The sequence below is a fragment of the Bordetella sp. H567 genome (assembly GCF_001704295.1).
Lineage (GTDB): Bacteria > Pseudomonadota > Gammaproteobacteria > Burkholderiales > Burkholderiaceae_B > Bordetella_C.
Genome location: NZ_CP012334.1, coordinates 2,263,403 through 2,285,948, shown reverse-complemented (window position 1 = coordinate 2,285,948; position 22,546 = coordinate 2,263,403). Strand labels below are relative to the sequence as shown.

General features: G+C 65.9%; 18 protein-coding genes. 3 read left to right on the top strand and 15 right to left on the bottom strand.

What is annotated here, in order from left to right:
• Positions 1 to 13: 13 nt before the first annotated feature.
• The 7 genes from AKI39_RS10285 to AKI39_RS10255 are packed head-to-tail and all read right to left on the bottom strand — an operon-like array spanning position 14 to position 8,821.
• Positions 14 to 1,420 (bottom strand): MmgE/PrpD family protein, encoded by a 1,407-nt coding sequence (locus tag AKI39_RS10285; RefSeq protein WP_066635194.1) that lies wholly within the window; start codon positions 1,418 to 1,420, stop codon positions 14 to 16.
• A 19-nt stretch (positions 1,421 to 1,439) separates the two neighbouring features.
• A complete protein-coding gene (locus AKI39_RS10280; protein WP_066635188.1) occupies positions 1,440 to 2,405 on the bottom strand; it encodes a Bug family tripartite tricarboxylate transporter substrate binding protein in 966 nt (321 codons plus the stop codon).
• Between the two features lie 49 nt (positions 2,406 to 2,454).
• Positions 2,455 to 3,279: an N-acyl homoserine lactonase family protein gene (locus AKI39_RS10275; protein ID WP_066635186.1), complete on the bottom strand. Its 825-nt coding sequence runs from the start codon at positions 3,277 to 3,279 to the stop codon at positions 2,455 to 2,457.
• Complete coding sequence (locus AKI39_RS10270) at positions 3,276 to 4,829, bottom strand: MmgE/PrpD family protein (protein ID WP_083228760.1); 1,554 nt, start codon at positions 4,827 to 4,829, stop codon at positions 3,276 to 3,278. Before AKI39_RS10270 ends, AKI39_RS10275 begins: the two co-directional genes overlap by 4 nt.
• A gap of 22 nt (positions 4,830 to 4,851) precedes the next feature.
• Positions 4,852 to 5,877, bottom strand: coding sequence for a tripartite tricarboxylate transporter substrate binding protein (locus AKI39_RS10265; RefSeq protein WP_083228759.1), 1,026 nt, complete (start codon positions 5,875 to 5,877; stop codon positions 4,852 to 4,854).
• 25 nt (positions 5,878 to 5,902) lie between these two features.
• Complete coding sequence (locus AKI39_RS10260) at positions 5,903 to 7,921, bottom strand: NAD(P)/FAD-dependent oxidoreductase (RefSeq protein WP_066635181.1); 2,019 nt, start codon at positions 7,919 to 7,921, stop codon at positions 5,903 to 5,905.
• Between the two features lie 36 nt (positions 7,922 to 7,957).
• Positions 7,958 to 8,821 (bottom strand): N-acyl homoserine lactonase family protein, encoded by an 864-nt coding sequence (locus tag AKI39_RS10255; protein WP_083228758.1) that lies wholly within the window; start codon positions 8,819 to 8,821, stop codon positions 7,958 to 7,960.
• A 158-nt stretch (positions 8,822 to 8,979) separates the two neighbouring features.
• On the opposite strand from AKI39_RS10255, the gene AKI39_RS10250 reads away from it, so the two are divergent.
• Both AKI39_RS10250 and AKI39_RS10245 read left to right on the top strand, forming a co-directional pair.
• The gene (locus AKI39_RS10250; protein ID WP_066635177.1) at positions 8,980 to 9,921 is read left to right on the top strand and encodes a LysR family transcriptional regulator; all 942 of its coding nucleotides are present in this window, start codon (positions 8,980 to 8,982) and stop codon (positions 9,919 to 9,921) included.
• Between the two features lie 43 nt (positions 9,922 to 9,964).
• Positions 9,965 to 10,999 (top strand): LacI family DNA-binding transcriptional regulator, encoded by a 1,035-nt coding sequence (locus AKI39_RS10245; RefSeq protein WP_066635170.1) that lies wholly within the window; start codon positions 9,965 to 9,967, stop codon positions 10,997 to 10,999.
• Positions 11,000 to 11,449: 450 nt separating this feature from the next.
• Here AKI39_RS10245 and AKI39_RS10240 read toward each other — a convergent pair whose 3' ends face one another.
• The 6 genes from AKI39_RS10240 to AKI39_RS10215 all read right to left on the bottom strand — a co-directional run bounded on the left by AKI39_RS10240 (position 11,450) and on the right by AKI39_RS10215 (position 18,458).
• Positions 11,450 to 12,700 (bottom strand): IS256 family transposase, encoded by a 1,251-nt coding sequence (locus AKI39_RS10240; RefSeq protein ID WP_066631610.1) that lies wholly within the window; start codon positions 12,698 to 12,700, stop codon positions 11,450 to 11,452.
• 621 nt (positions 12,701 to 13,321) lie between these two features.
• Positions 13,322 to 14,221 carry an ABC transporter permease gene (locus AKI39_RS10235; protein ID WP_083228757.1) on the bottom strand — a complete coding sequence of 300 codons (900 nt, stop codon included), beginning with the start codon at positions 14,219 to 14,221 and terminating at the stop codon, positions 13,322 to 13,324.
• Positions 14,211 to 15,158, bottom strand: coding sequence for an ABC transporter permease (locus AKI39_RS10230; protein WP_066635165.1), 948 nt, complete (start codon positions 15,156 to 15,158; stop codon positions 14,211 to 14,213). The genes AKI39_RS10235 and AKI39_RS10230 overlap by 11 nt, the downstream gene beginning before the upstream one ends.
• Positions 15,159 to 15,221: 63 nt before the next feature.
• The gene (locus AKI39_RS10225) at positions 15,222 to 16,775 is read right to left on the bottom strand and encodes an ABC transporter substrate-binding protein (RefSeq protein ID WP_066635163.1); all 1,554 of its coding nucleotides are present in this window, start codon (positions 16,773 to 16,775) and stop codon (positions 15,222 to 15,224) included.
• Between the two features lie 36 nt (positions 16,776 to 16,811).
• Positions 16,812 to 17,579, bottom strand: coding sequence for a class II aldolase/adducin family protein (locus AKI39_RS10220; protein ID WP_066635161.1), 768 nt, complete (start codon positions 17,577 to 17,579; stop codon positions 16,812 to 16,814).
• Positions 17,580 to 17,690: 111 nt separating this feature from the next.
• Entirely contained in the window at positions 17,691 to 18,458 is a 768-nt protein-coding gene (locus tag AKI39_RS10215; protein ID WP_066635158.1) for an alpha/beta fold hydrolase, read from the bottom strand.
• 350 nt (positions 18,459 to 18,808) lie between these two features.
• Between AKI39_RS10215 and bla the strand changes: the two genes are divergently transcribed.
• Positions 18,809 to 19,744 (top strand): class A beta-lactamase, encoded by a 936-nt coding sequence (gene bla / locus AKI39_RS10210; protein WP_066642673.1) that lies wholly within the window; start codon positions 18,809 to 18,811, stop codon positions 19,742 to 19,744.
• A 79-nt stretch (positions 19,745 to 19,823) separates the two neighbouring features.
• On the opposite strand, the gene AKI39_RS10205 is transcribed toward bla, so the two are convergent.
• Positions 19,824 to 21,794, bottom strand: coding sequence for a bifunctional diguanylate cyclase/phosphodiesterase (locus AKI39_RS10205; RefSeq protein ID WP_066635155.1), 1,971 nt, complete (start codon positions 21,792 to 21,794; stop codon positions 19,824 to 19,826).
• Positions 21,795 to 21,812: 18 nt separating this feature from the next.
• On the bottom strand, positions 21,813 to 22,496 hold the full coding sequence (locus tag AKI39_RS10200; protein WP_083228756.1) for a transglutaminase-like cysteine peptidase: 684 nt from the start codon (positions 22,494 to 22,496) through the stop codon (positions 21,813 to 21,815).
• Positions 22,497 to 22,546: the final 50 nt, after the last annotated feature.

Here is a 22,546-nt window from a genome sequence, read left to right as displayed (position 1 = left end):
GCCGACGGGCTTGTCATCCCGTCGCGCCCGGCTTGGCCAGCAGGTCTATGAGGGGACGCACGTCGTCCATGGTTTCCAGCGTGTCGCACAGGCGCACAAGCTGCTCGATGTCGGCGGGCGCCAGGCAGGACTCCACTACGTTGCGGAATTTGTATTCCACGTCGCGCGGCTGCAAGGGGTTTTCCGGACTGCCGCGGCGGTTCAGGATCTGCTGGGTGAAAGCGCGGCCGTCGCGCGTGCGCACGGCGACGATGGCGGCATGGCGGAAGGCGGGCCCCATGGCGTTGATCTCCGCGTCCGACCGCGCATGGATGCGCTTGATGAAGTCCAGTAGCCGTGGATCGGCCAGTCTATCCTGCCGGTACTGGCTGACGAAGGCCACGCCGTCGTGCGCGATGACCGCCAGCCCGTAGTACAGGTTCATCTGCGCCGCTGTCACGCCCTGCGCCTTGTAGTCCCAGGCGCAGTGCACGAAGGTCATCTCGCTGACGCCGACGTCCACGGATTCGATGTCGTCCGGCGCCAGCCGGTTTTCCCGCATGATCTGCGCCAGCGCGTCCAGCGCCGAATGGATGCTGGTCACGCTGGCATGCGGCTTGTAGCCCACCTTGGCCGTCTCCCAGTCGCTGCCCAGACCCTCGGTCAGCCGCGCGGCATTGGGCGAATCCGAATACGCCACCAGGTAGCCGCCGTAGCTGGCTTCCAGCACGTCGGTGATGCCGGTGAAATCCCGCGCCGCCAGCTGCGCCGAATACACGCCGCTCTGCGCCGCCCGGCCGGCATGCAAGCGCTTGACCATCGCGCCTTCCTGCGCGGCCATCAGGCCGCCGGCCTGCGAGCCCACGATGCCCAGCGCATGCTGCATGCGGCCGGCGTCCAGTCCCAGGCTCTTGCCCGCGCAGGCGGCGCCGACGAACACGCCGGACGAGCCCTGCGGATGAAAGCCGCGAAAGAACAAGCCCATGGTCGCGGCATTGCCGACGCGGATGCCGACTTCGTAGCCCGTTGCCATCGCCGTGATGACGTCGCGGCCGCTCCAGCCGCCGTCGCGCTCGGCGTAGGCCAGGGCAATCGGCAAGGCGATGGAGCCCGGATGCAGGATGGATTCCTTGTGGATGTCGTCCAGCTCGAAGGCGTGGCCCGCCGTGGCATTGACGAGTACCGCGTTGGCCACCGACGTGCGGCGGCCCGTGCCCATGACGGCGGCGACGGGAGCGGCGCGCTCCTCCTCGACCATGTCGGCCACTTTACGCGTCCATGGCAAGGTGGCGCCGTACAGGCAGCAGGCGATGCTGTCGAGCGTGCTGGTCTTGATGCGCTGGATCACTTCGGCCGGCAGGTCTTCGTAGCGGACTGATGCGGCGAAGGCGGCGAGGTCACGAGTGGCATGATCGAGCAACGGCGGTTTGGAACTGCTCATGGAAGAAATCTCCTGTTCATTAGTCGATATGCGTGCCCGATGCGGCGATGGCCTTGGCCCAACTGGCCGCCTGCTGGTCCAGGAAGACCTGGGTCGGCTGCGGGCCCTCATTGATGATGCTGACGCCGGCGTTGCGCAGCTTCTGCTGCAGGTCGGGGGATTTCAGGGCCTGGTCGAATTTCTCCGCCAGCGTCTTCACGATGGAATCGGGCAGTTTGGCCGGACCGAGCAGCATGTACCAGGTGGTCACCGAATAGCCCTCGACGCCCTCTTCCGCCAGCGTGGGAACGTCCGGCGCGATGGGCGAGCGCTTGCCGCCCGTCTGGCCCAGCGCGCGCAGCCGGTTGTCGCGGATATAGGGCATGCTTTCGGAGATCGGCAGCATGGTGACGTCCACGCGCTTGCCCAGCATGTCGGCCATGGCCGCGCCGCCGCCCTTGTAGGGCACGTGCAGGTATTGCAGTCCCGCCATGGACTTCAGCACTTCCATGGCCAGGTGCGAGGAACTGCCGTTGCCCGAGCTGGCGAAGCGGATGGCATCGGGCTTCTCCTTGCCGGCCGCCACCAGTTCCTTGATGTCGTGGATGGGAAGATCCGGCCGCACCATCAGCATCAGCGGCGCCTCGCCAACCAGGGCGATGGGCTTGAAGTCGCTCAGTTTGTATTCCACCTTGCGGTAAAGGCTGGGATTGATGGCGATTCCGGGCGTACTGAACAGCACCGTATAGCCGTCGGGCGGTGCCGAGGCCGTGGCGTCGAAAGCCAGGTTGCCGCCCGCCCCGGGCCGGTTCTCCACGACGAAGGTGTAGCCCGACATTTCGCCGACCTTCTGCGTCACCATGCGGGCGACGATATCGGCGCTGCCGCCGGCGGGAAAGGCCACCAGCGTGCGGATGGGGCGCGAGGGATAGGTATCGGCGTGGGCAGCCTGGGTCATGGCGCAGGCCAGCAGCGCGCCGGCCACCAGCGATCTTGTCGGTGTCATTCCTGTCTCCTTCTTTGTTATGGAACGGATGGCGCCTGCGCGCCATCCCCTATTCGGACGGCGCAACGTCCAGCCGCACCGCGATATCGCGCAGCTCGGGCGACACGGCGGGATAGCGGTGCATGACCAGGGGATCGTGTCCCGGCACGATGTGCGCGGGCGTGTCGGCCAGGCGCGCCAGCGCGTCATAGCCCTCGACGGCCTGGCCGACGTGGAACACCGTGGTGAATACGCGGCGCTTTTCGAAGTGCTCGTAGAAGTGGCTGGTGTCGGACGCCAGCACCACCCAGCCGCGCCGCGTATGCACGCGCACGCATTGCAGGCCATGCGTGTGGCCGCCGATGTGATGCACGCTCAAGCCGGGCGCGAGCTCGGCGTCGCCGGCGTGGAACACCACGCGATCCTTGTAGACCAGGCGCACCATGCCGGTGACCTCGTCCACCTCGTAGCCGTGGTTGAACTGCCGATGGCGCATGTGCCGGCCCGTGGCGTAGGCCATCTCCGCATCCTGCAGGTGAAACCGTGCGGCGGCGAAGGTGTCGAAGGTGCCGACGTGGTCGTAGTGCAGATGGGTGATGATCACGTCGCGCACCTGGGCCGCGTCCACGCCCAGCAGCGCCAGGCCTTCCCCGGGGGTGCGCAGCAGCGTGCGTCCGCGCTTGCGCGCGACTTCCGCGCCGAAGCCGGTATCGACCACGAACTCGCGGCCGTCGCCGCGCACCAGCCACACGTAATAGTCCATGGGCATGGGAGCGTCGTGCGGGTCGCCGCCGACGAAGTGGTTCTGGCGTCGGCCTTCACGCGTGGCGTAGCGGATGGCGTAGACCTCGTATTGCGGCAAGGCGGCGGAAGACTCGGGGTGGGTGGTGGTCATGGATGTGCGGCGTTGAGCGTGGAGGAAACAGGCATGGCGGCGGCAGATAGCAGCGTGGCGAGCGCGGCTGGCGACGGTACGTCCTGCGGCGCGACACCACCGGCTGGCGCAATGCCCGCCGGCGAAGCGCCGGCCCGAGCCGCGGCGGACGGCGACGTGCCGGAGGAAGCTGCGCCGGCCAGCGAGGTGCCGGAGGAAACCGCACCGGACGGCAACGTGCCCTCCGGACGCGCTCCGTCCAGCGCCAGCACGACATCCAGAATGCGCGCGCGGTCCGCGCCGTAGATGGGTGTGGCGACCTGGTCGAACTTGCGCGCGATGTCCTGGCGCGACATGGGGTTCTCCGGCTCGCCCCGCGCATGGTCCAGCGCGTGGCGCAGCACGCGGCCGTCCGCCAGCGTCACCGTCACCAGCGCGGGGCGGCGGTCGGGGTAACCGGCATCCAGCGCGGGATCGGCATTGACCGACGTCCTTGCCATGAGCCCGCGTATACGTTCGTCGGCCAGCATGGCGTCCGTATAGCGGGCCGGCGCCGCGTCGCCCGCCACCAGCATGGCGGCGATCGAGAACGCGATGGAGAACTGCGCCTGGTCGGCGTTGCGCGGCGGTTCGATCGCGGCGGCGCGTGTGACGGTATCGACGTTGACGTCGATATGCGCGACCGCCGCGGGGTCCATGCCCTGCATCGCGGCGGCGGCGGCGTCGACAGGCGCATGATTGCCGCGGCAGCCTCCGTGCGCCTTCAGATAGGTTTCGTCAATACTCCAGCGCGCGCCCAGGTCCCGGGCGGCCTGCCGGGCCTCCGCCACCGCGTCCGCCGGTCCGGCGAAGGCCGGCAGGAATCCGGTTTCGAAGATGTCCGGTGCGCCGGTCGCGCCCTGCGCCGCATACAAGGCTGCCAGCAGGCCGCCCTCGCTGCTGCGGCCGACCTGCAGCGGCTGGCTGTCCGCGCTCTTGAGCGCGGCCTTCAGCCCCGCGCCGTGGCTGCATGCGATGGCCACCGCGTGAGCGGCGCGCTCCGCGGGCAGGTCCAGCAAGGTCGCCGCCGCGGCCGCCGTCGCGGGCGCCGCCAGGATCGCGGTGCTCTGGAAGCCGCGCCGCACCGTGGCCGGATAGATGGCGCGGCCCAGCCGCAGGAAGACCTCGTAGCCATTGGCGATGGCCGCCACCAGCATGCGGCCCGTGGCGCCGCGCGCGGCGGCCAGCGTCAGCGCGGCCGGGATCAGGGCCGAAGACGGATGTCCGCCGGTATAGCGCGAGCCATCCTCGAAATACGTCGAATGCGACAGGGCGCTGTTGATAATGACCGCGTCGCGCAGGCAACGCCGCTGCGGCGTGCCCCAGATGCCGCAAGCGCCGGGCTCCGGCAGCAGGCGCAGCGGACCTTCGTGGTTGCCCGCCAGCACGCCGCTGCACGCGGCCGCCAGCACATCCAGCACGCGCAGTTTCACGGCATCGGCGACATCCGCCGGCAGGCCATCGTAGCGCGAGCGCGCGATGAAGCGGCCGAGTTCGACGGCAAGGGTATCGGTGCCTTGGTGGCTCATCATGCGTTCCCGGGGCCTGTTAGCGCTAGTCCATCTTCAGGCCAATGGACTGGATGACCGCGTGCCATTTGTCCACCTCGGCACGCACCTTGGCGTTGGCGTCGGCCGCGCTGTCGCCGATGACCTCGGCGCCCTGCTCCGCGAAGAATGCCTGGATGTCCGGCGACTTCAGCACCGCGACCACGTCGGCGTTGAGCTTCGCGATAACGGCCGGCGGCGTTCCCGCCGGCGCGAACAGCCCATACCAGGTATCCGCCTCGTAGCCCTTCAGGCCGCTTTCCGACAGCGTGGGGATATCGCGCAGCATGGCCGGCCGCGTCGCGCTGGTCGTTGCCAGGCCGATCAGCTTGCCCGACTTGATGTACGGCAGCACTACCGGCGCGTTGGCGATCATCATCTGCACCTGTCCGCCCAACAGGTCCGTCATGGCGGGGCCGCTGCCCTTGTAGGGCACATGCGTGATGGAAACCCCGGCCATGCTTTTGAAGATTTCCGCGGCCAGGTGCGGCGGCGTGCCGTTGCCCGGAGAAGCGTAATTGAGCGTGCCCGGCTTGGCCTTGGCCATGGCGATGAGTTCCTGCACCGAGCGCGCCCGCACGCCGGGGTTCAGCACCAGGACATTGGGCGTGTTCGCCACCATCGTGATGGCGGTGAAATCGCGCGTCGCGTCATACGGCAGATTGCGGTACAGGCTCTGGTTGATGGCATGGGTGCCGACCGTGCCCAGAACGATGGTGTAGCCGTCCGCGGGCGCCCGCGCGGCGGCCTCCGTGCCGATATTGCCGCCGGCGCCGGCGCGGTTTTCAATGACGACGGGCTGCTTCCATTTTTCGCCAAGCTTCTGCGCCATCGGGCGTGCGAGGATGTCCGTACCGCCGCCGGGCGGAAACGGTACGATCAGCTTCACCGGCCGGTCTGGAAAATTCGCGGCTGCGTCCGCGCCGGCCGCGGCGCACACGGGGCCGGCCAGCAATGCCGCGGCGGCCGCGAAAGCCAGCGGCGCCCAGATCCGCGTCCCCTTGTCCGCCGTCCCCTTGTCCTTATCGTTCATGTCTCAGCTCCATGGCCGTTGGTGTTCACGCCTGCAATTCCTTCCGACTGCTCTCGTCCGCCTGCCGCCGATGGATGCGCTCATCCACGCTAAGCGCCACCATCCAGGCATCGCGCAGCGCGGCCAGGAAGTCGCCTGGGACATTGCAATCGCCGATGCGGGCGTGCGGGATGCCGGTGGCCTCCACCGCCGGCAACACAGCCAGGTTCGGCCGCGGCCCCGTGGCGAACACCAGCATGTCGCCGGCCGCGATGCGCCGCGGCGCCTCGTCCTGTACCTGGATCTCCAGCGTCTCGCCCTCCGCCTTCAGGATGCGGCAGCGGGTGAGCAGCGTCACGCCGTCGGCGGCCAGGCGCTCCACCAGTTCGAATTTGTTGTTGCGCGCCATGCCGTTGGCAATGCCCGCCTGGATTTCCAGCACGGTGACCCGCGCGCCACGCACGCGCAGCGCATCCGCGGTTTCCGCCCCGACCATGCCGCCGCCCACGATGGTCACGCGAGTGCCCTTCGGCAGCGCGTCCAGATCGGCCAGCACCTCCCAGGCATGCCGCACGCGCACCGTGGACGCCAGCGCGCCGACATCCAATGGGGGCGCGGCGGGACGCGAACCCGTCGCCACGACGATGTAGTCCGGCGCGAAGTCGCGGATGGCGCCCTCGTCCGCGGCCACGCCCAGTCGAACAGGAATGCCCATGCGCTGCACGGTCCCCCAGCGATAGCTCCACACGGGTTCGACTTCCTGCTTGTCGGGTGAGGCCGTGGCCAGCGGCATCTGCCCACCGGGCCGGTCCCCGCTTTCCCAGACCTCCACCACGTGGCCGCGGCCCTTCAGCACGCGCGCCGCCTCGATGCCGGCGACGCCGGCACCCAGCACCAGCACCCGGGCACGCGGCCCGGCCGGTGGCGCGAACAGCTGCGGCTCCGCGTATTCCAGGCGTTCGAATTCCGTGCCCATCATCGGGTTCTGCACACAGGCCACGTCCTTTTCCAGCGTCAGCCGCTCGAAGCAGACATTGCAGGCGATACAGGCGCGGATGGGCGCGTCGATACGGCCGAAGGCCTTTGCCGTCCAATGCGGGTCGGCATACAGGGCGCGGCCAATGGATACGAAATCCGCGGCGCCGCTGGCCAGTACCTGTTCCGCATCCTCCGGCTGGACCATGCGACCGGCCACGAACACCGGGATGCCCACGGCCTGCTTGATGGGCCGCGCCGTGTCGGCCAGGCAGCCGCGCGGAAACGACGGCGGCTGGATGCAGAACTTGGACAGCTGCGGGCTTTCATTGCTGCCGCCGGACAGATCGATCGCGTCGGCACCCGCGTGCTCCACGGCCCGCGCCAGCGCGATGATCTCGTCCTCCCCGTAGCCGCCGTCGGCGAACTCGCTGGCGCTCAGGCGTATCCCCAGGCGCAGGTCCGGCAAGGCGTCGCGCATGCGGCCGATGGTCTCCAGCAGGAAACGCATGCGGTTCTCGATCGAGCCGCCGTAGGCGTCGTCGCGCCGGTTGATGCGCGGACTGAAGAACTGCTGGAAGAGATAGCCGTTGGCGGCATGGATCTCCACGCCGTCATAGCCGGCCAGCCACAGGCGCCGCGCCGCCGCCACGAACAGCGTCTGGATCTCCGCGATCTCGGCAATGGACAGCGGCCGCACCGTATCGCCGGTATTGGGATTGGCCCATGGCGACGGCCCGACCGGCTCCATGTTCAGCACCGAGCGGCGCAGCAGCGCGCCTCGGTGGTTCAGCTGGCCGAATACCGCGCAATCGTGGCGCTTGATCGCCTCCACGATGCTGGCCAGGCCGGGAATGAAGCGGTCGTGATAGCAGCACAGCGAATTGTTGTGCGGGCGCGCCTGCTCGGTCACGACCATCGCTTCGGTCATGATCATGCCCACGCCGCCGCGTGCCCGCTCTTCGTAGTACTGTTTGTCGCGTTCGGTGGAAAGGCCGTCCGTGGTGCTGTAGTTGGTGCCCATGGGCGCCATCACCACGCGATTCTTCAGGCGCAATCCGCCTATCAGCCCGGGCTGTTGCAGCAGCATTCGGCTTGTCTCCTTGTCGACTTCGAATGAATCGCCTCAGCGGCGCGGTGCGACGTCCAGGCGCACGGCGATGCCGTCCAGGCCCGGCCCCGCGCTGGGGTAGCGCTCCATCACCAGCGGGTCGTGCCCGGGCACGACGTGGTCCGGCGACGCCGCCAGGGCCTTCAGGCGCCGATAACCCTGCAGCACGTCGCCCACGCTGTAGACCAGCGGAAATACGCGATCCTGCTCGAAGTGCTCGTAGTAATGGCTGGCGTCCGAAGCCAGCACCACCCAGCCCCGCGTCGTATGCACCCGCACGGCCTGCAGCCCATCGGTATGGCCGCCGATGCGGTGCACGCTGATGCCTGGCGCGATTGCCGCGTCGCCATCGTGAAAGACCACCCGGTCGCCATAGACCAGGCGCACCATGCCGCATACGTGGTCGGGCTCGTAGGCGCGATTCAGCATGCCGCAGCACATATGTCTACCCGTGGCGAAGGCCATCTCGCTATCCTGCAGATGGAATCGTGCGTTCGGATAGTCCGCGAGCGTGCCCGCGTGGTCGTTGTGCAAGTGCGTGATGACGATGTCGCCGACGTCGCCGGCCTGCACGCCCAATCGTTCCAGCGCCTGCGCCGGATGGCACAACAGGGTGCGGTGCCGCTTGTCGGCCATGTCCTGAGCAAAGCCTGTATCCACCAGGACGATGCGCTGCGCATCGCGGATGAGCCACACGTAGTAATCCATCGGCATCGGCGCATCGTGCGGATCACCACCCAGGAAGTTGGCGACGCGCTGCGCCGGGCGCGTCGCGTACTTCACGGCGAACACGTCGTAGGCGGGCAGGCCGGCAGCATCTTCGGCTGCACGAGCGTCCGGGGACGCGAAGGCGCCTGTGGCGGGATGCGGCTGCGGCATGGAACATCGGTCTCCGTGCGGGACGCGCTCTTTCGGCTTGGGCGGGCGCCCGCGCCGCAGAGGCGTGCTGTTGTGATGCAGAGCAGTCTAATTTCAGCTGCCAGACCGATCAATTGGCTAGAATTACAAACACTGATGAACCAGGTTCATGAATCAATATGGAAAACCTGAACGCCTTGCGCGTGTTCGCCAAGGTCGCCGAGACGCGCAGCTTCACCGACGCCGCCAAGCATCTGGGCCTGACCTCTTCCGCGGTCAGCAAGGCCATCACGCGGTTGGAACAGGAACTGGGCCTGCGCCTGCTGCACCGGACGACGCGTTCGGTGGGCCTGACCAACGACGGCGCGAGTTTTTTCGAACGCTGCCAACAGATACTCGCGGATGTCGAGGACGCCGAGAACTCGCTGAACCGTTCGCGCGCGGCCCCGCACGGACGCCTGCGTGTGCACATGCCGGTGGGATTTGGCCGCCGCGTCATCGTGCCGCACCTGAGCGGCTTCATCGAACGCTATCCCGACCTGGTGCTGGACGCGGAGCTGAGCGACCGCATGGTGGACCTGGCCTACGAAGGCATCGATGTCGCGGTGCAGATCGGCGAACTTGCCGATGCGCGCCTGATCGGACGGCGCTTGTGCAACCTGCGCTTCGTGGCTTGCGCCGCGCCGGAATACCTGGCGCGCCATGGCGAGCCCGCCACGCCCGATGACCTGGACGATCACCATTGCCTGGCCTATGTGCTGATGCATACGGGCCGCTACCGCGAATGGCAATTCATCAAGGACGGTCGCACCTTTGGCAGGACGGTGTCGGGACGGCTGAACATCAACAACGCGGAATCGCTGCTGGAAGCCGCGACGGCTGGCCTGGGCGTGGCGATGATCAGCAACTTCATCGCCGCCGATGCGCTGCGCGACGGACGGCTGCAGGCCATCCTGACCGACTATGTCGCGCTGGGCCCGCAAGTGTCCGCCGTCTATCTTCCAGGCAAGAATCTCTCGCCGAAGGTGCGCGCGTTCGTCGACTTCCTGACGGACCTGATCGCCAGCAATCCGCACTGGGACGAAGCGGGCGGCGGATTGCCCTATCGGGCCGCTACGTAGCTCGCTATACTGCCCCACGGCCCGCCATCAACGGAATGCCCTCTTGTCGACGCAGCGAACGACCCCTGCCCTGCCGAAGTCCCGCGCGCCGCGGGCCCAGAAGAACGGAAACACGCAAAAGGACGTGGCGCGGGAAGCCGGCGTGTCGCAAAGCGCGGTGTCGCGCGTGTTCGCGGGACGCGGGTACGTGGCCGCGGAGGTTCGCCAGCAGATCGAAAAAGCGGCGCGCAAGCTGGGTTATCTGCCGGACATGGCGGCGCGCTCGCTGGTCAAGGGGCGCTCGAATATCGTGGCGGTGGTCACCAGCAATATCACGCACCCGTTCGTGCCCCAGATGCTGGAAAAGATGACGCTGGCGATCCAGCGGCGGGGGCAGGAAGTGCTGCTGCTGAATTCGCCGCCCGGCCAGGATATCGACCGCCAGTTGCCGCTGGCGCTGCGCTACCGCGTCAAGGGCATCCTGATCGCCAACGTCAGCATCGGCGCCCGCATCGCGCGGCAGGTGCGGCAAAGCGGGACGCCTATCGTGATGGTGAACCGGTATGTCGAAGAGAAAGCGGTGCACGGGGTATCCTGCGACAACGTGCATGGCAGCCGGCTGGTGGCGTACGATTTCATTGCGGCGGGCAAGCGGCGTATCGCATATATCGGCGGCCTGCCGGATTCACCGACGAACGTGGTGCGGCGGGATGCGTTCCTGCAGGCGCTGCGTGAACAGGGCGTGACGCCGGAGGTGGTGCTGGAAGGGGCTTTCTCGCACGCCTGGGGCTATGAAGCCGCAGGCATCTTGCGCGAGCGGGACGTACCGGTGGATGCGGTGTTCTGCGGCGACGATATGGTGGCGATCGGGATGCTGGATGGATATCGCGGGATGCCGGGGGGATTGGGGTCAGCGCCTTCCATCGTTGGGTTCGACGATATTCCGAATGCCAGCTGGCCGCCTTACATGCTTACCACGTACAGCAATCCGCTGGACCGGATGATCGATGTTGCCTTGGACCTGCTGGAGCAGCCGGCGGATTTGACGCCGGTTCGGGAGGTGCTGCAGGGGGAGTTGGTGCGGCGGGGGTCGTTTTAGGTTGGGTGTTTCAGGGTTGCTGCTGGTGGGTGTATTGCTAATGCCGTCCGTCGGGGGTGAGGCCTGTTGGGGCCGGCCCGATCGGGCGGTCCGGCCCGCGGGGGCCGGACACCGCTGCGCTCACCTCGTCCGCCGGGCGTTCGGTGTTGGGGTTTTTCTTGACGGCGTCAGCGCCTCGGCTCCCTTCGGTATCCGCTTGCTCGCCCTCAACGGGCCGGCCCCAACAGGCCTCACCCCCGACGGACTCCGGTGTCTATCCATCACGTCCGCTGGCACGGTCTGTGTTCTTGGGCTTCGTGGGGGCTTGCGTTCTGCCGATGGAAGGTCTGGTCTTGCCCGTCGCTTCGCAGCCGCCCAGCGCGGCCACGAACCGCCTAGGGACTGTCAGGATTTTTGTGTTTGAGGCATTTGAACGTCGTCGTGTTTCTGACTCTCCAGGTTCATGCTACTTCAGTGATATGGGTCGGTGAAGCGTTCTGCATAGATGATGGCAAACTGGTTCATGGCCAACCTCCAGTCGTGCGTGGCGCAGCCCCAGGTGCCCGTGATATTGCGCAGGACTAACCACAATAACTTGGTTGCGGCGTCGTCACTGGGGAAGTGTCCACGGGTCTTTACCGATCGGCGCAATTGCGCATTCAAGCTCTCGATGGCATTGGTGGTGTAGATGATCTTTCGGATCGCCGGGGGAAACGTAAAGAACGGGATCACGCGGTCCCAGGCGCGATGCCAGGTCTGGGCGATGGTCGGATATCTTTGGCCCCAACTGCCTTGCTCGAACACTGCCAGCGCCGCTTGCGCAGCCTCCACGGTCGGTGCGGTATAGATCGGCCTGAGAGCCGCAGCCACTATCCGGCGCTCCTTCCAGCTCGCATATTCGACGCTACTGCGCATCAGATGCACGATGCACGTTTGCAGTGTGGTGCTTGGAAATACCGCGTTCAGCGCCTGCTCCATTCCCTTTAAGCCGTCGGTGACCGCGATCAGGATATCCAGCGTGCCCCGAGTCTTGAGTTCGTTGAACACCTTCATCCAGAACTTCGATCCCTCGGTCTGCTCGATCCACAGGCCCAGGATGTCACGAGTGCCGTCCGGCAGGATCGCCAGCGCCAGGTACACCGCCTTGTTGCGTACCACGCCATCTTCGCGGATCTTCACCCGCAACGCGTCGAAGAACACCACCGGATACATGGTCTCCAAAGGGCGGTTCTGCCAGGCGATCACCTCTTCCATAACCGCGTCGGTCACCGAACTGATGAACTCGGGCGAGACTTCCGTGCCGTACTGCTCAAGCAGAAAACCTTGGATCTCGCGCACCGTCATCCCCCGGGCGTACATGGCGATGATCTTGTCATCAAATCCCGTAAATCGACGCTTGTGCTTGGGAATCAGGATCGGCGCAAAACTGCCTTGCCGGTCCCGGGGAATGTCCACGCGTAGCGGCCCATCGTCGGTTATCACCGTCTTGCCACTGGTGCCGTTGCGATGGTTAGTGCTGCCTTCGGGCGGGTCCGTGCCGGCGCCATAGCCCAGGTGCTGGCCCATTTCCGCGCCCAGCGCCCGTTCGATCAGGGCCTTCTTGAACGCCATCGAAAGGTCCTGCACCGACTCCGGCGTCATCGGACCTTTGACGAACTCATCCATCAGATTTGCAGGAATCGATGGCAATTCCCTCGGAGGTGCCTTTTGCTTGGTAGCCATAATGTGCTCCTCTGGAGCAGCTATGTTAGGCCTCAAACACAAAATTTATGACACTCCCACCGCCTACGCGGTTTAGGCATGCAACGGTTGCTAGACGGCGACGGTCGCGAATACGCTGGCGGTTTTTGCATGCATAGGGTGCGTGCAATGCGCAGAAACTTTGCAGGCAGCGGATTTTGCAGGCAGCGATTTCCACTTCATTTCAGCAACGTCCACATGCCGGCAACCCCGGCATGCCACAACGGCGTAGGTCGCTTCGTGGCCGCGCTGGGCGGCCGCGAACGACGGGCGTGACAAGGTCTTCCACCAGCGAAAGCCAGCACCCACGAAGCGCAAGAACACAGATCGTGTCAGCGGATAGTGATTAAGGCACAACGGAGTCCGTCGGGGGTGAGGCCTGTCGGGGCCGGCCCGTTGAGGGCGAGCAAGCGGATACCGAAGGGAGCCGAGGCGCTGACCCCATCAAGAAAAACCCCAACACCAAACGCCCGGCGGACGAGGTGAGCGCAGCGGTGTCCGGCCCCCGCGGGCCGGACCGCCCGATCGGGCCGGCCCCGACAGGCCTCACCCCCGACGGACGGCATTAGCAATACACCCACCACAAGCCGCAACGCCGACGACCTACCGCCCCTCAACCCGCACCCGCGGATCCAGCACATCCCGCAACCCGTCGCCGATCAAGTTGAGCCCCAGCACCGTCATCGCCAAAACCCCACCCGGGAACAAGCAAATCCAAGGCGCATCCGGAATGAAATCGCGCCCGTCCGCGATAATGTTGCCCCAGGTAGGCGTAGGCGGCGGAGGCCCCACTCCGATGAAACTGAGCACGGCCTCCGCAAGTATCGATATCGCGAAGATAAAGGTCATCTGAACGATCAACGGCGCCAGGCTATTCATGGCAATGTGGCGCACCAGGATGCGGAAATGCCCCGCTCCGGCCACCTTCGCCGCCTGCACGAATTCCATCTGGACCAGCACCAGCGCCGCCGCCCGCATGATGCGCGCCGTACGGGGCGTATAGGTGATCACCAGCGCAATCACCACATTCATCTCCGACGGCCCCAGCACCGAAGACAGCGCAATGGCCAGCAGGATCCCGGGAAAGGCCATCAGCGCGTCCATCACCCGCATGAGGGGGTTCTCCAGCCGGCGAAAATAGCCGGCGCACAGGCCGATCGCCGTCCCCAACAACCCCGTGAATAACGTCACGAAAAAGCCGATGCGCAGCGACACCCGGCTGCCATACAGCATGCGGCTGAACACGTCCCGACCGAAACTGTCTGTTCCCATCCAGTGCGTGGCATTCGGCGCCCCCAGCCGATACCGGTAATCGTTGACCACCGGCGAATAAGGCGCCAACCACCCAGCCAGCAAGGACATCAACAGGATGACGGTCAGCAGTACCAGTCCCGTCATGAACAGCCGGTGCCCGCGCAACCGGACCACCATGCGCGAAGCGGCCACGCGCCGCCACCATCCGGGCGCGGTCCCCGCTCCCCCTGCGGTCAGTTCAACGGCCATGGCGCACCCTCGGATCGAAAACGGCGTAAAGCAGGTCGACGAGCAGATTGACGATCACCATGGCGCACGCGATCATCAGCAGGCCACCCTGTATCACCGGCAGATCGCGCCGCTGGATTGCGCCGATGACCAGCCGCCCCACGCCGGGAACGGAAAAAACCGATTCGATGATTACCGCCCCGCCGATCAGAATGCCCACGTTCACGCCGATCACGGTCAGCGTCGGCACGGCGATATTGACCAGCGCATGCCGGCCCACCACGGTACGCGGCGGCACACCCTTGGCGCGCGCGGTGCGGATGTAGTCCTGGCCCAGCACTTCCAGCATGCTGGAGCGCGTCATGCGCGCCAGCAATCCCAGCTGCGTCGCCGCCAGCGCGGCCGCCGGCAAGAACAGACTGTGCAGCCAGCCCAGCGGACTTTGCCCGAACGGAACGTATCCGCCCGTCGGAAACCAGCCCAGCTTTACGGAAAAAAGATAGATGCCGACCAACCCCAGCCAGAAATCCGGGAGCGACAGGCCCAGCATGGCAAGCGACATGGCCAGTTGATCCACCCAGGTATTGCGCCGCACGGCGGCCAGGATGCCTGTGCTCATGCCCACCGCCACGGTCATCAGCAGGGCCAGCAAAGTCAGCGACGCTGTCACCGGCAGGCGTTCCAGGATGGCCTCGGTCACGCCGCGGTTCAACAGCAGCGACCTCCCCAGGTCGCCGTGCAGCACGTTGACGTACCAGCGCCAAGCCTGGACATAGGCGGGTTGATCCAGGCCCAGTTCCGTGCGCAGGCGCGCCAGCTCGTGCGCGCTGGCCCCAGGCCCCGCGAGCTCCGCTGCCGCGTCGCCGGGAACGAGCCAGATCAGGCTGAGCGTCAGCAGGGACACCAGCACCAAGACCGGAATGGCGCTCAGCAATCGGCGCACCAGATACATCAGCATGCGAACTCCCTGGCGCGGGATCGCGGCGCGTCTAACCCGCCGCGGCTTGCCCGCGATCCTCGCTTAGTCGTACCAGACGTCCCACATGCGGGGAACGCGATGCGGCACGAAGTTCTTCAGGTTGGACCGCGCGGCCTCGAGTACGCCGATATCGCCCACCTTGATCGCGTACACCTGTTCGTAGACGATTTGCTGGATGGTGGCGAAGGCGGCCTTGCGGTCGGCCAGGTCGGGAGCGCTGTTCAGCTTTGCCACGGCGGCTTCCAGTCCGGCATCCTTGTGATGCTGCCAGTTCTGCTCGCCGGAGAACAGCACGGCCACGCCGTTCGGTCCTTCGTACGGCTCGATGCCCACCATGATGGGAAACAGGTTCCATCCCGCGGGCTTGTCGCGGGCGGCCAGCGTGGTGGGCCAGTCGGCGATGCGCAGCTTGACATTCATCCCGATAGCCTGCAACTGCTGCGTGGCGATGACGGCCGTATCGTTGTGGTTCTTGAAACCGTTGTCGGCGATGAAGGTGATTTCCTCGCCCTTGTAGCCGGACTCCTTCAGCAGCTTCTTGGCCAGATCCAGGTTGTGCTGGTTGTACAGGCTCTTGCCGACGTCGCCGGCGTAGTAAGGCGTGCCGGGATGCTGCCAGCCATGCGTCATGCGGTACAGGCCATCCGTCGAAATCGCCATGATTTCCTCATCGTCCAGAGCAGCCTGAATCGCCTGCCGCACCTTCAGGTTATCGGTGGGCGGTGCCCCGGCGTTCAGGATGATGGTCTGGAAGGCCCACGGCATCATCTCGTAGATCTTGATGTTGCTGTCGTTCTTCAGTCGCTTGGCCGCGGTGGGCGAAATGGCTTCCAGCACCTGCACCTCGTTGGTCTGCAGCGCCGACTCGCGCGCGCCGGCCTCGGGCATGAAGCGGAAGGTCACCGTATCGAAATACGCCGTCTTGCGCCCACCCAGGCCGTCGCGGCCCTTGTAGTTGGGATTGGCGGAATACGAATCGAAGCGCTTGAGTTTGACGTAGCTGTCCGGCTTGTATTCCACCAACTGGAAGGGGCCGGTGCCGATCACATTGATCTGGTTCGGGCCCTTGGCGGCCTCCTCGGCCGGATAGATGGCCACGGGCGCGCGCGGCGAGCCCAGGAATTCGATGAACCCCTGGAAGGGCTTCTTCATGAAGATCTTGATCGTGTAGTCGTCCACGATGTCGATATGGTCGACGAGCGACATGTTCTGCGCGCTGCCGCCGTAGCGGGCGTAGCGCTCCAGCGACGCCTTCACGTCGGGGGCCTTCATTTCCTTCATGTTGTGGAACAGGACACCCTTGCGCAGCTTGATCTCGTACGACAGGCTGTCCGGCGCCGCGGTATGGCTTTCCGCCAGTTCCGGGATGGTCTCGCCTTTGTCGTTGCGCGCGAACAGCGCTTCATAGATGTGCAGATTGATATTGCGGGCGGCCTGGGCGAAGGTGATCTGCGCGTCCAGGCTGGGCGGCTGTGCCTGCTGCGCCACCACCACGTCGCCGCCGCGCTTCTGGGCATGCGCCGGGGCGGCCGCCAGCACCAAAGCGGCCATGCACGTCGCGGCCAGCAAGCCGGCGCTCGGAAAGAATCGCTTCATATTCACTTCCCCTTGAGTAGTCTTAGGTGCGCCGGATCAGGTCGCGTAGTCCGGTTCCTGCTTGTCCAGCATGCGACGCCAGGCGTCCAGGTGCAGGCGCGCGTCGAAGCGCTCTCCCCATGGGCCGTTGTAGCGGTCGCGCAAGTTGTCGCCGATGCTTGCCAGCTTCATACCGGTGCCCATGGCGGTCATCTGGTACATGCAGGTGCGTTCGGCGATATAGAGTTCGTCGAAGGCCTCCGCCACGCTGGGGCCGACCACCGTGACGCCATGGTTTTTCATGATCAGGATGGTGCGTTCGCCCAGCACCTCGGCGATGCGGTCGCCTTCCTCGTCCCACAGCACGACGCCGTTGTGGACCTCGTCATAGGCCACACGGTCATAGAGCATGGCGCTGTTCTGGTGCACCAACTCCAGCCTGCCCTCTTCCAGCATGGACAGCGCGGTCAGATATTGCGGGTGCACGTGCAGGATGCAGCGGGCCTGCGGGTGCTTCAGATGCAGGCGTGCGTGAATGTGGAAGGCGACCTTGCGCAGTTCGCCGTCCCCGCGCAGGACGTTGCCCTGCAAATCGCAGACGATCAGGCTACTGGCCGTGATCTCGCTGTAGTGATAGCCGCGCGCGTTGATCAGGAACAGGTTGTCGGTGCCGGGCAGCATCATGCTGCAGTGGTTGGCGATCTGTTCGTTCATGCCCAGGCGGTTCATGGCCCGGAAGATGGCCGCCATGTCGCAGCGGATTTCCCATTCGCCGTCGACCATGCCGGCGGCCTGCGGCGGCACCGGCTGCGTTTTTGCGCTCATGTCCACTTCCCCTGCCGGCGACCGGAATCGGCCCCGATGTGACTACGTATGCACATCATGGTAGGGCGCCCCCACCGGGGGCGTCAACGGGAAAGCGCGTGGCTGCGGGTTTTACCTAGGGCTGGCGGCGAAGAAATCACCCAGCACGTCGGCGAGGCGGGCAGGCTCTTCGATGGGCGTTTGATGGCCGCCCGGCAACTCGGTGTAGGCCGCGCCCAGGATCGCGGCCAGCGCCTTGCCCTCCGCCGGCGTGGTGATCACGTCCTCTGTCGCCGATACGACGAGCGAAGGATAGGTCCACGGCGTACCGTCCTTGTCCGCCTGGAAAGACTCCAGCGCGTGCAGTTGCCGGTCCTGGTCCGCGAGCGATTGCGGGGCGGGATGATTCAGCAGCGCGGTCTTGAATGCCGCGATGTTTTCGGCGGACGCGAGCCATGCCTTGCCGGCCAGCCAGGGCAGCGCCGTGTTCACCTGCAGGTCCAGGTCCGCATCGGCCTGGCGCAGCGCCAGCAAGGTTCTCAAGGCCAGCAGCGTGGTCCTGCTGAATGAACGGGTCGAGTTGACAATGGCGCAAGGCCCGCAGACATCCGGGAACCGCGCCAGCATGGTTTGCACGATGGCACCGCCCATGGACTGCCCCACCAGTCCGGGGCGGGTCAAGCCCAGATGGCGGATCAGGTCCGCCGTGTCGCCGGCCATGGTGTCGATGGTGAACGCCTTGCCCTCGTCCCGGGAACGTCCGACGGCGCGGTTATCGAGCGTGCCCACGGTATGGCGGGCAGCGAGCGACGGCACGACCGCATTCCAGAATGTTCGATCGCAGGTATAGCCGGCGACCAGCACAATAGGATCTCCGGCGCCCTGCATTTCATAGTGCATTTCGAGGTCGCCGATGCGCGCTGTGGATATGATGGTGGCTCCGGATCCGTGTCGGTATGAATGGACTAGATTGATAACGCGAAAGGCCGTGGGCCCACGCGTAATCTCTGGTATCCGGGATTATCCGCGCGCTTACGCCCGCCAGCGCGAGCGTTCCGTAATGCCATATTCCGGCATTCAATGGCAAATAAACGAACCACCAACGCGCCTGCGCGATGGCCAGTCATGGAAGGCCCGCATGCCGGGCGACATGCCGCGCGATTTATCCTCGTTTGCTGGAGGAACCGGATGCGGCGATCGTCACGAACCGATATTCACACCCTGCTTTTTTCATCGAAGAGAGACACGCCATGCCGCGACACACCGAACATGCCTCCGCCAGCTTGACTCGGCGGCAAGCCCTCCTATGGGCAGCCGCGACGCCCCTGCTATGGATCCGCCCCGCACTGGCCGGCGGCCACTTGCCCGCCCGCGACGGCGATGATGCCGCCGTCGGCACCGCGATCGATGCGGAATTTGCGCGGCTTGAACGGTCCCATCAGCGCCGACTGGGGCTCTATGCCCTGGAAACCGGCACCGGCCGGGAAATCGCCTACCGGGCGAACGAGCGCTTCGCCTTCTGCAGCACCTTCAAGGCCGTGCTCGCCGCGGCCACGCTGGCGCAGGATGCCGCCCAGCCGGGGCTGCTGGAACGACGCATCATCTATACGCAACACGATCTGGCTTCCTATTCCCCCGTCACGAAGGAACGCCTGGGCGGCGGCATGACGGTGGCCGAACTGTGCGCGGCGGCGGTGCAGTACAGCGACAACACCGCCGCCAATCTGCTGCTGCATCGCCTGGGCGGGCCCCGCGCGCTGACCGCCTATGCGCGCGATGTGGGCAACAAGAGCTTTCGCCTGGACCGCTACGAGACCGCACTGAACACCGCCATCCCCGGCGACGAGCGCGACACATCCACGCCGGCGGACATGGGCAGGATGCTGGAAGCGCTGGTTCTGGGCAACGCCTTGCCCGCCGAGGCGCGCACGCGGCTCAAGACATGGCTGCTGGGCAACAAGACGGGCGACCACCGCATCCGCGCGGCCGTGCCGGCCGGCTGGCAGGTGGCCGACAAAACCGGCACGGGAGACTACGGCAGCGCGAACGACTTCGGTATCGTCTGGCCGCCGGGCCGTCCGCCTATCGTGCTGGCGATATACACGGGTAGCCGGGACACGCATGCCAAGGCGGACGAAAGCCTGATCGCCGAAGCCGCGCGCATCGCGATAACACGATTGGCCTGACCGGTGTAACGACGGAATCTTCAGATTTTGACTTCCTACCGAACAATTGTGGTCAGCGGCGGCGCATGCCCGATTCGATTCACTCCGCGCCCGGAGCCGCCGCGATGCCCGGTCCGCGCATCACGTTCACGCCCAGCTTCGCCAGGATGCCGCGCGTCGCCTCGTCCGGCACGTCCTCCGCATACACCTGGATGCCCAGCGAGCGCGCGGTTTCCAACACCGACACCGCCAGTTGCTGGCTGCCCAGGCTGCGCGCCATGCCGGTGACGAAGCCGCCGCCCAGCTTCACATAGGCCAGCGACAGGCTGTGCAGCAGGCTGACCGCGCTGAGCTGCTGCGCCAGCCGCCGCACACCCACGTGGGCGCCGCAATCGTGCGCGATGCGGCACAGCTCCGCCACGGCGTCGCGCCGCTCCGCGACCGCGTGGGCGTCGACTTCCAGGTACAGCCGCGCGGCGAGCTGCTTGCGCTCGGCCAGCATGCGTTCGACCTGCAGCAGGAAATTGGGATGCGAGAGCGAAGGCATCGCGATGCGCACCGTCACGTCGCCTTCGTTCATCATCAGCCAGCTGACCGCCAGGCGCACCGCCTGGATATCGCATTCCGCCGTCAGGTCCAGGCGCGTCGCCGCCGGAATGAACAACTTGGCCGGGATGGGTTCCGGCGAACCCTGGCTGTGCAGCATCAAAGTGGATTCCTGGCGGATGACCGACCCGTCCAGCGCCAACAGAGGTTCCAGCGCCAGCGTGAAGCGCTGCCGCTCGATGCCGTCGGTAATGGCCTGGCGCCATGCCGACTCGCCGTGCGCGGACAAGGCCTGCGCTTCGTCGGTCGCCAGCTGCACGTGGTCGTCGCCCGCGCTTTCGCCGCGCATCAAGGCGAAATCCAGGCGTCCCAACAGATCGCCGACCTTGGCGCCGCGCTGGTAATCGGTCATGCCCAGCGCCCAGCGGCACAGCCCGCCCTCGCCCACCGGGATGCGCGCCTCGCGCAGTTCGTTGCGCAAGCGCTCGGCCACCAGCATGGCGGTCGGCGCGGCGCAGCCGGGCATCAGCAGCGCGAAGTCCGAACCGTTCAGCCGCGCGACCAGCGTATCGTTCAACTGGAACTGGTCCAGCAAGGCCGCCACGCGGCTGCCCAGGCCCGCCAGCCACTGGTCCACGAACTCACGCGGCATATGGCGGTTGATCGCCGCCAGATCGCGTTGGCGGGACACAAGCACATGGCCCGTTTCCGGCAGTGCCTGGCCATCCTTGGGCTTGCCAGCGCCCTTGTCCACCGCGCGCAGGAATTCATTGATGAAGTACTTGCGATTGGCCAGGCCGGTAACCGGATCCTGGTTGACCTCGATCTCCAGGGACTCGATGCGCGCCGTCTGTTCCTCCGTGGTGGCGCGCAGCTGTTCACGGGTCTGGTTCAGGGCTTCGGTGATACCCGACAATTCCGGCACCCGTGCCGTCAGCGCCCCGCCGAACTGGCCGCGGCCGATCGCCAGCATGTGTTCGCCGACCTCGGCCAGCAAGCGTTTTTCGATCCAGCGCACCAGGGCGAAGGCAAACAGGGCCCAGACCACGCCGGCCGCGACGATCACCAGGATCATCTGCACGCTGCTGGCCCAGAGCGTTTCCCAGGCATAGGTGTCGTTGGCGGTCAGCGTTACCTCGCCGATCTGGCGCCAGCCGTCGGTAACCACATGGCTGGCCGACTTGGCCGACAAAGGTACCAGGCGCTGGAACCAGTTCGGTACCGCGGTCGACGCGCTCTGGCCGCTACGTTCGATGATGGTCTTGCCCTGCGGGTCGGTCAGCCGCACCAGCGAAAAATGCCCGCCGTCGTACAAGGCCGACACCAGCAACTCCTGCGTCACGCGCGAACTGTTCGCCGGCTGGGACAGCGACAGCGCCAGCGATACGGCGGCGTCGCTGCTTTGCACCTGCAGCTGGCCCGCCAGGTAGTCCCGCGCCGCCGTCACGCTCAGCGCCAGGGTACCGAGCAGGATGATCGCGATGGCGATAGTGATACTGAGCAGTAGTTGTCGAAGTATGGACATAGTGGTTTCCTGCAATGCCTATTGCCGGATGCCTTCGCGCGCCATGCGCTGAAGCAGGTCGCGCCAGCGGCCGATTCGATCGACCGGTGCGGCATGTTTGCCGTCGACGTACACGCCGTCGGCATTGAAACTGAATACGGGGGTCAGATCCCGACGCTGGCTGGCGGGCAGGATATCGGATATCAGGCTATCCAGGACCAGCGGGACGGCATCGGCCGTCGAATAGTAGGCCAACACCATATGCGCGATCTGTTCGCTGCTTTCCGGACCGCCGATGCGCGCCCGGACATACACGAAGCGCAGCTTGCTGGTCGGCACCCCCAGCTTGATCAAGGAAAAATACTTGCCGATGACGAAGTCTTCGCAATCCCCGGCACCCTTGCCCAGGGCTTCCAGCGGCGTGGCCCAGTAGTCGGCCTGACCCCATATCGTCTGGTCTTCCGCCTGCATCAGGCGCCGGTTCCAGAAGTTGTTCACGCTGGACAGCTTGTCGGCCTCGGCTAGCGCGGCATCGTCCTGCAGCAATTGCAGCCACGCGGCGACCGCATGCGCGCCCTTGCCGCCGTAGCGGCTGGCGGCGACCTGCTCCAGCCGTGCGGAGTCCAGTTCCAACGCACCGCTGATTCCCCAGCCGAAAAGCAGGCAGAAGAAAGCCGCCCTGGCCAAGGCCAGGACGGCGCGTGATGCGGTCGGGTTAACCATGAAACATATTGTAAAGCCAACCCGGACCGCCCGCTTTCGAGGGCGGTCCG

What these genes read in the sequence shown, in the direction of transcription:
- AKI39_RS10285 (WP_066635194.1), bottom strand. Translation starts at nt 1,420, where the DNA reads ATGAGCAGTTCCAAACCGCCGTTGCTCGATCATGCCACTCGTGACCTC.
- AKI39_RS10280 (WP_066635188.1), bottom strand. Translation starts at nt 2,405, where the DNA reads ATGACACCGACAAGATCGCTGGTGGCCGGCGCGCTGCTGGCCTGCGCC.
- AKI39_RS10275 (WP_066635186.1), bottom strand. Translation starts at nt 3,279, where the DNA reads ATGACCACCACCCACCCCGAGTCTTCCGCCGCCTTGCCGCAATACGAG.
- AKI39_RS10270 (WP_083228760.1), bottom strand. Translation starts at nt 4,829, where the DNA reads ATGATGAGCCACCAAGGCACCGATACCCTTGCCGTCGAACTCGGCCGC.
- AKI39_RS10265 (WP_083228759.1), bottom strand. Translation starts at nt 5,877, where the DNA reads ATGAACGATAAGGACAAGGGGACGGCGGACAAGGGGACGCGGATCTGG.
- AKI39_RS10260 (WP_066635181.1), bottom strand. Translation starts at nt 7,921, where the DNA reads ATGCTGCTGCAACAGCCCGGGCTGATAGGCGGATTGCGCCTGAAGAAT.
- AKI39_RS10255 (WP_083228758.1), bottom strand. Translation starts at nt 8,821, where the DNA reads ATGCCGCAGCCGCATCCCGCCACAGGCGCCTTCGCGTCCCCGGACGCT.
- AKI39_RS10250 (WP_066635177.1), top strand. Translation starts at nt 8,980, where the DNA reads ATGGAAAACCTGAACGCCTTGCGCGTGTTCGCCAAGGTCGCCGAGACG.
- AKI39_RS10240 (WP_066631610.1), bottom strand. Translation starts at nt 12,700, where the DNA reads ATGGCTACCAAGCAAAAGGCACCTCCGAGGGAATTGCCATCGATTCCT.
- AKI39_RS10235 (WP_083228757.1), bottom strand. Translation starts at nt 14,221, where the DNA reads ATGGCCGTTGAACTGACCGCAGGGGGAGCGGGGACCGCGCCCGGATGG.
- AKI39_RS10230 (WP_066635165.1), bottom strand. Translation starts at nt 15,158, where the DNA reads ATGCTGATGTATCTGGTGCGCCGATTGCTGAGCGCCATTCCGGTCTTG.
- AKI39_RS10225 (WP_066635163.1), bottom strand. Translation starts at nt 16,775, where the DNA reads ATGAAGCGATTCTTTCCGAGCGCCGGCTTGCTGGCCGCGACGTGCATG.
- AKI39_RS10220 (WP_066635161.1), bottom strand. Translation starts at nt 17,579, where the DNA reads ATGAGCGCAAAAACGCAGCCGGTGCCGCCGCAGGCCGCCGGCATGGTC.
- AKI39_RS10215 (WP_066635158.1), bottom strand. Translation starts at nt 18,458, where the DNA reads ATGCACTATGAAATGCAGGGCGCCGGAGATCCTATTGTGCTGGTCGCC.
- bla (WP_066642673.1), top strand. Translation starts at nt 18,809, where the DNA reads ATGCCGCGACACACCGAACATGCCTCCGCCAGCTTGACTCGGCGGCAA.
- AKI39_RS10205 (WP_066635155.1), bottom strand. Translation starts at nt 21,794, where the DNA reads ATGTCCATACTTCGACAACTACTGCTCAGTATCACTATCGCCATCGCG.
- AKI39_RS10200 (WP_083228756.1), bottom strand. Translation starts at nt 22,496, where the DNA reads ATGGTTAACCCGACCGCATCACGCGCCGTCCTGGCCTTGGCCAGGGCG.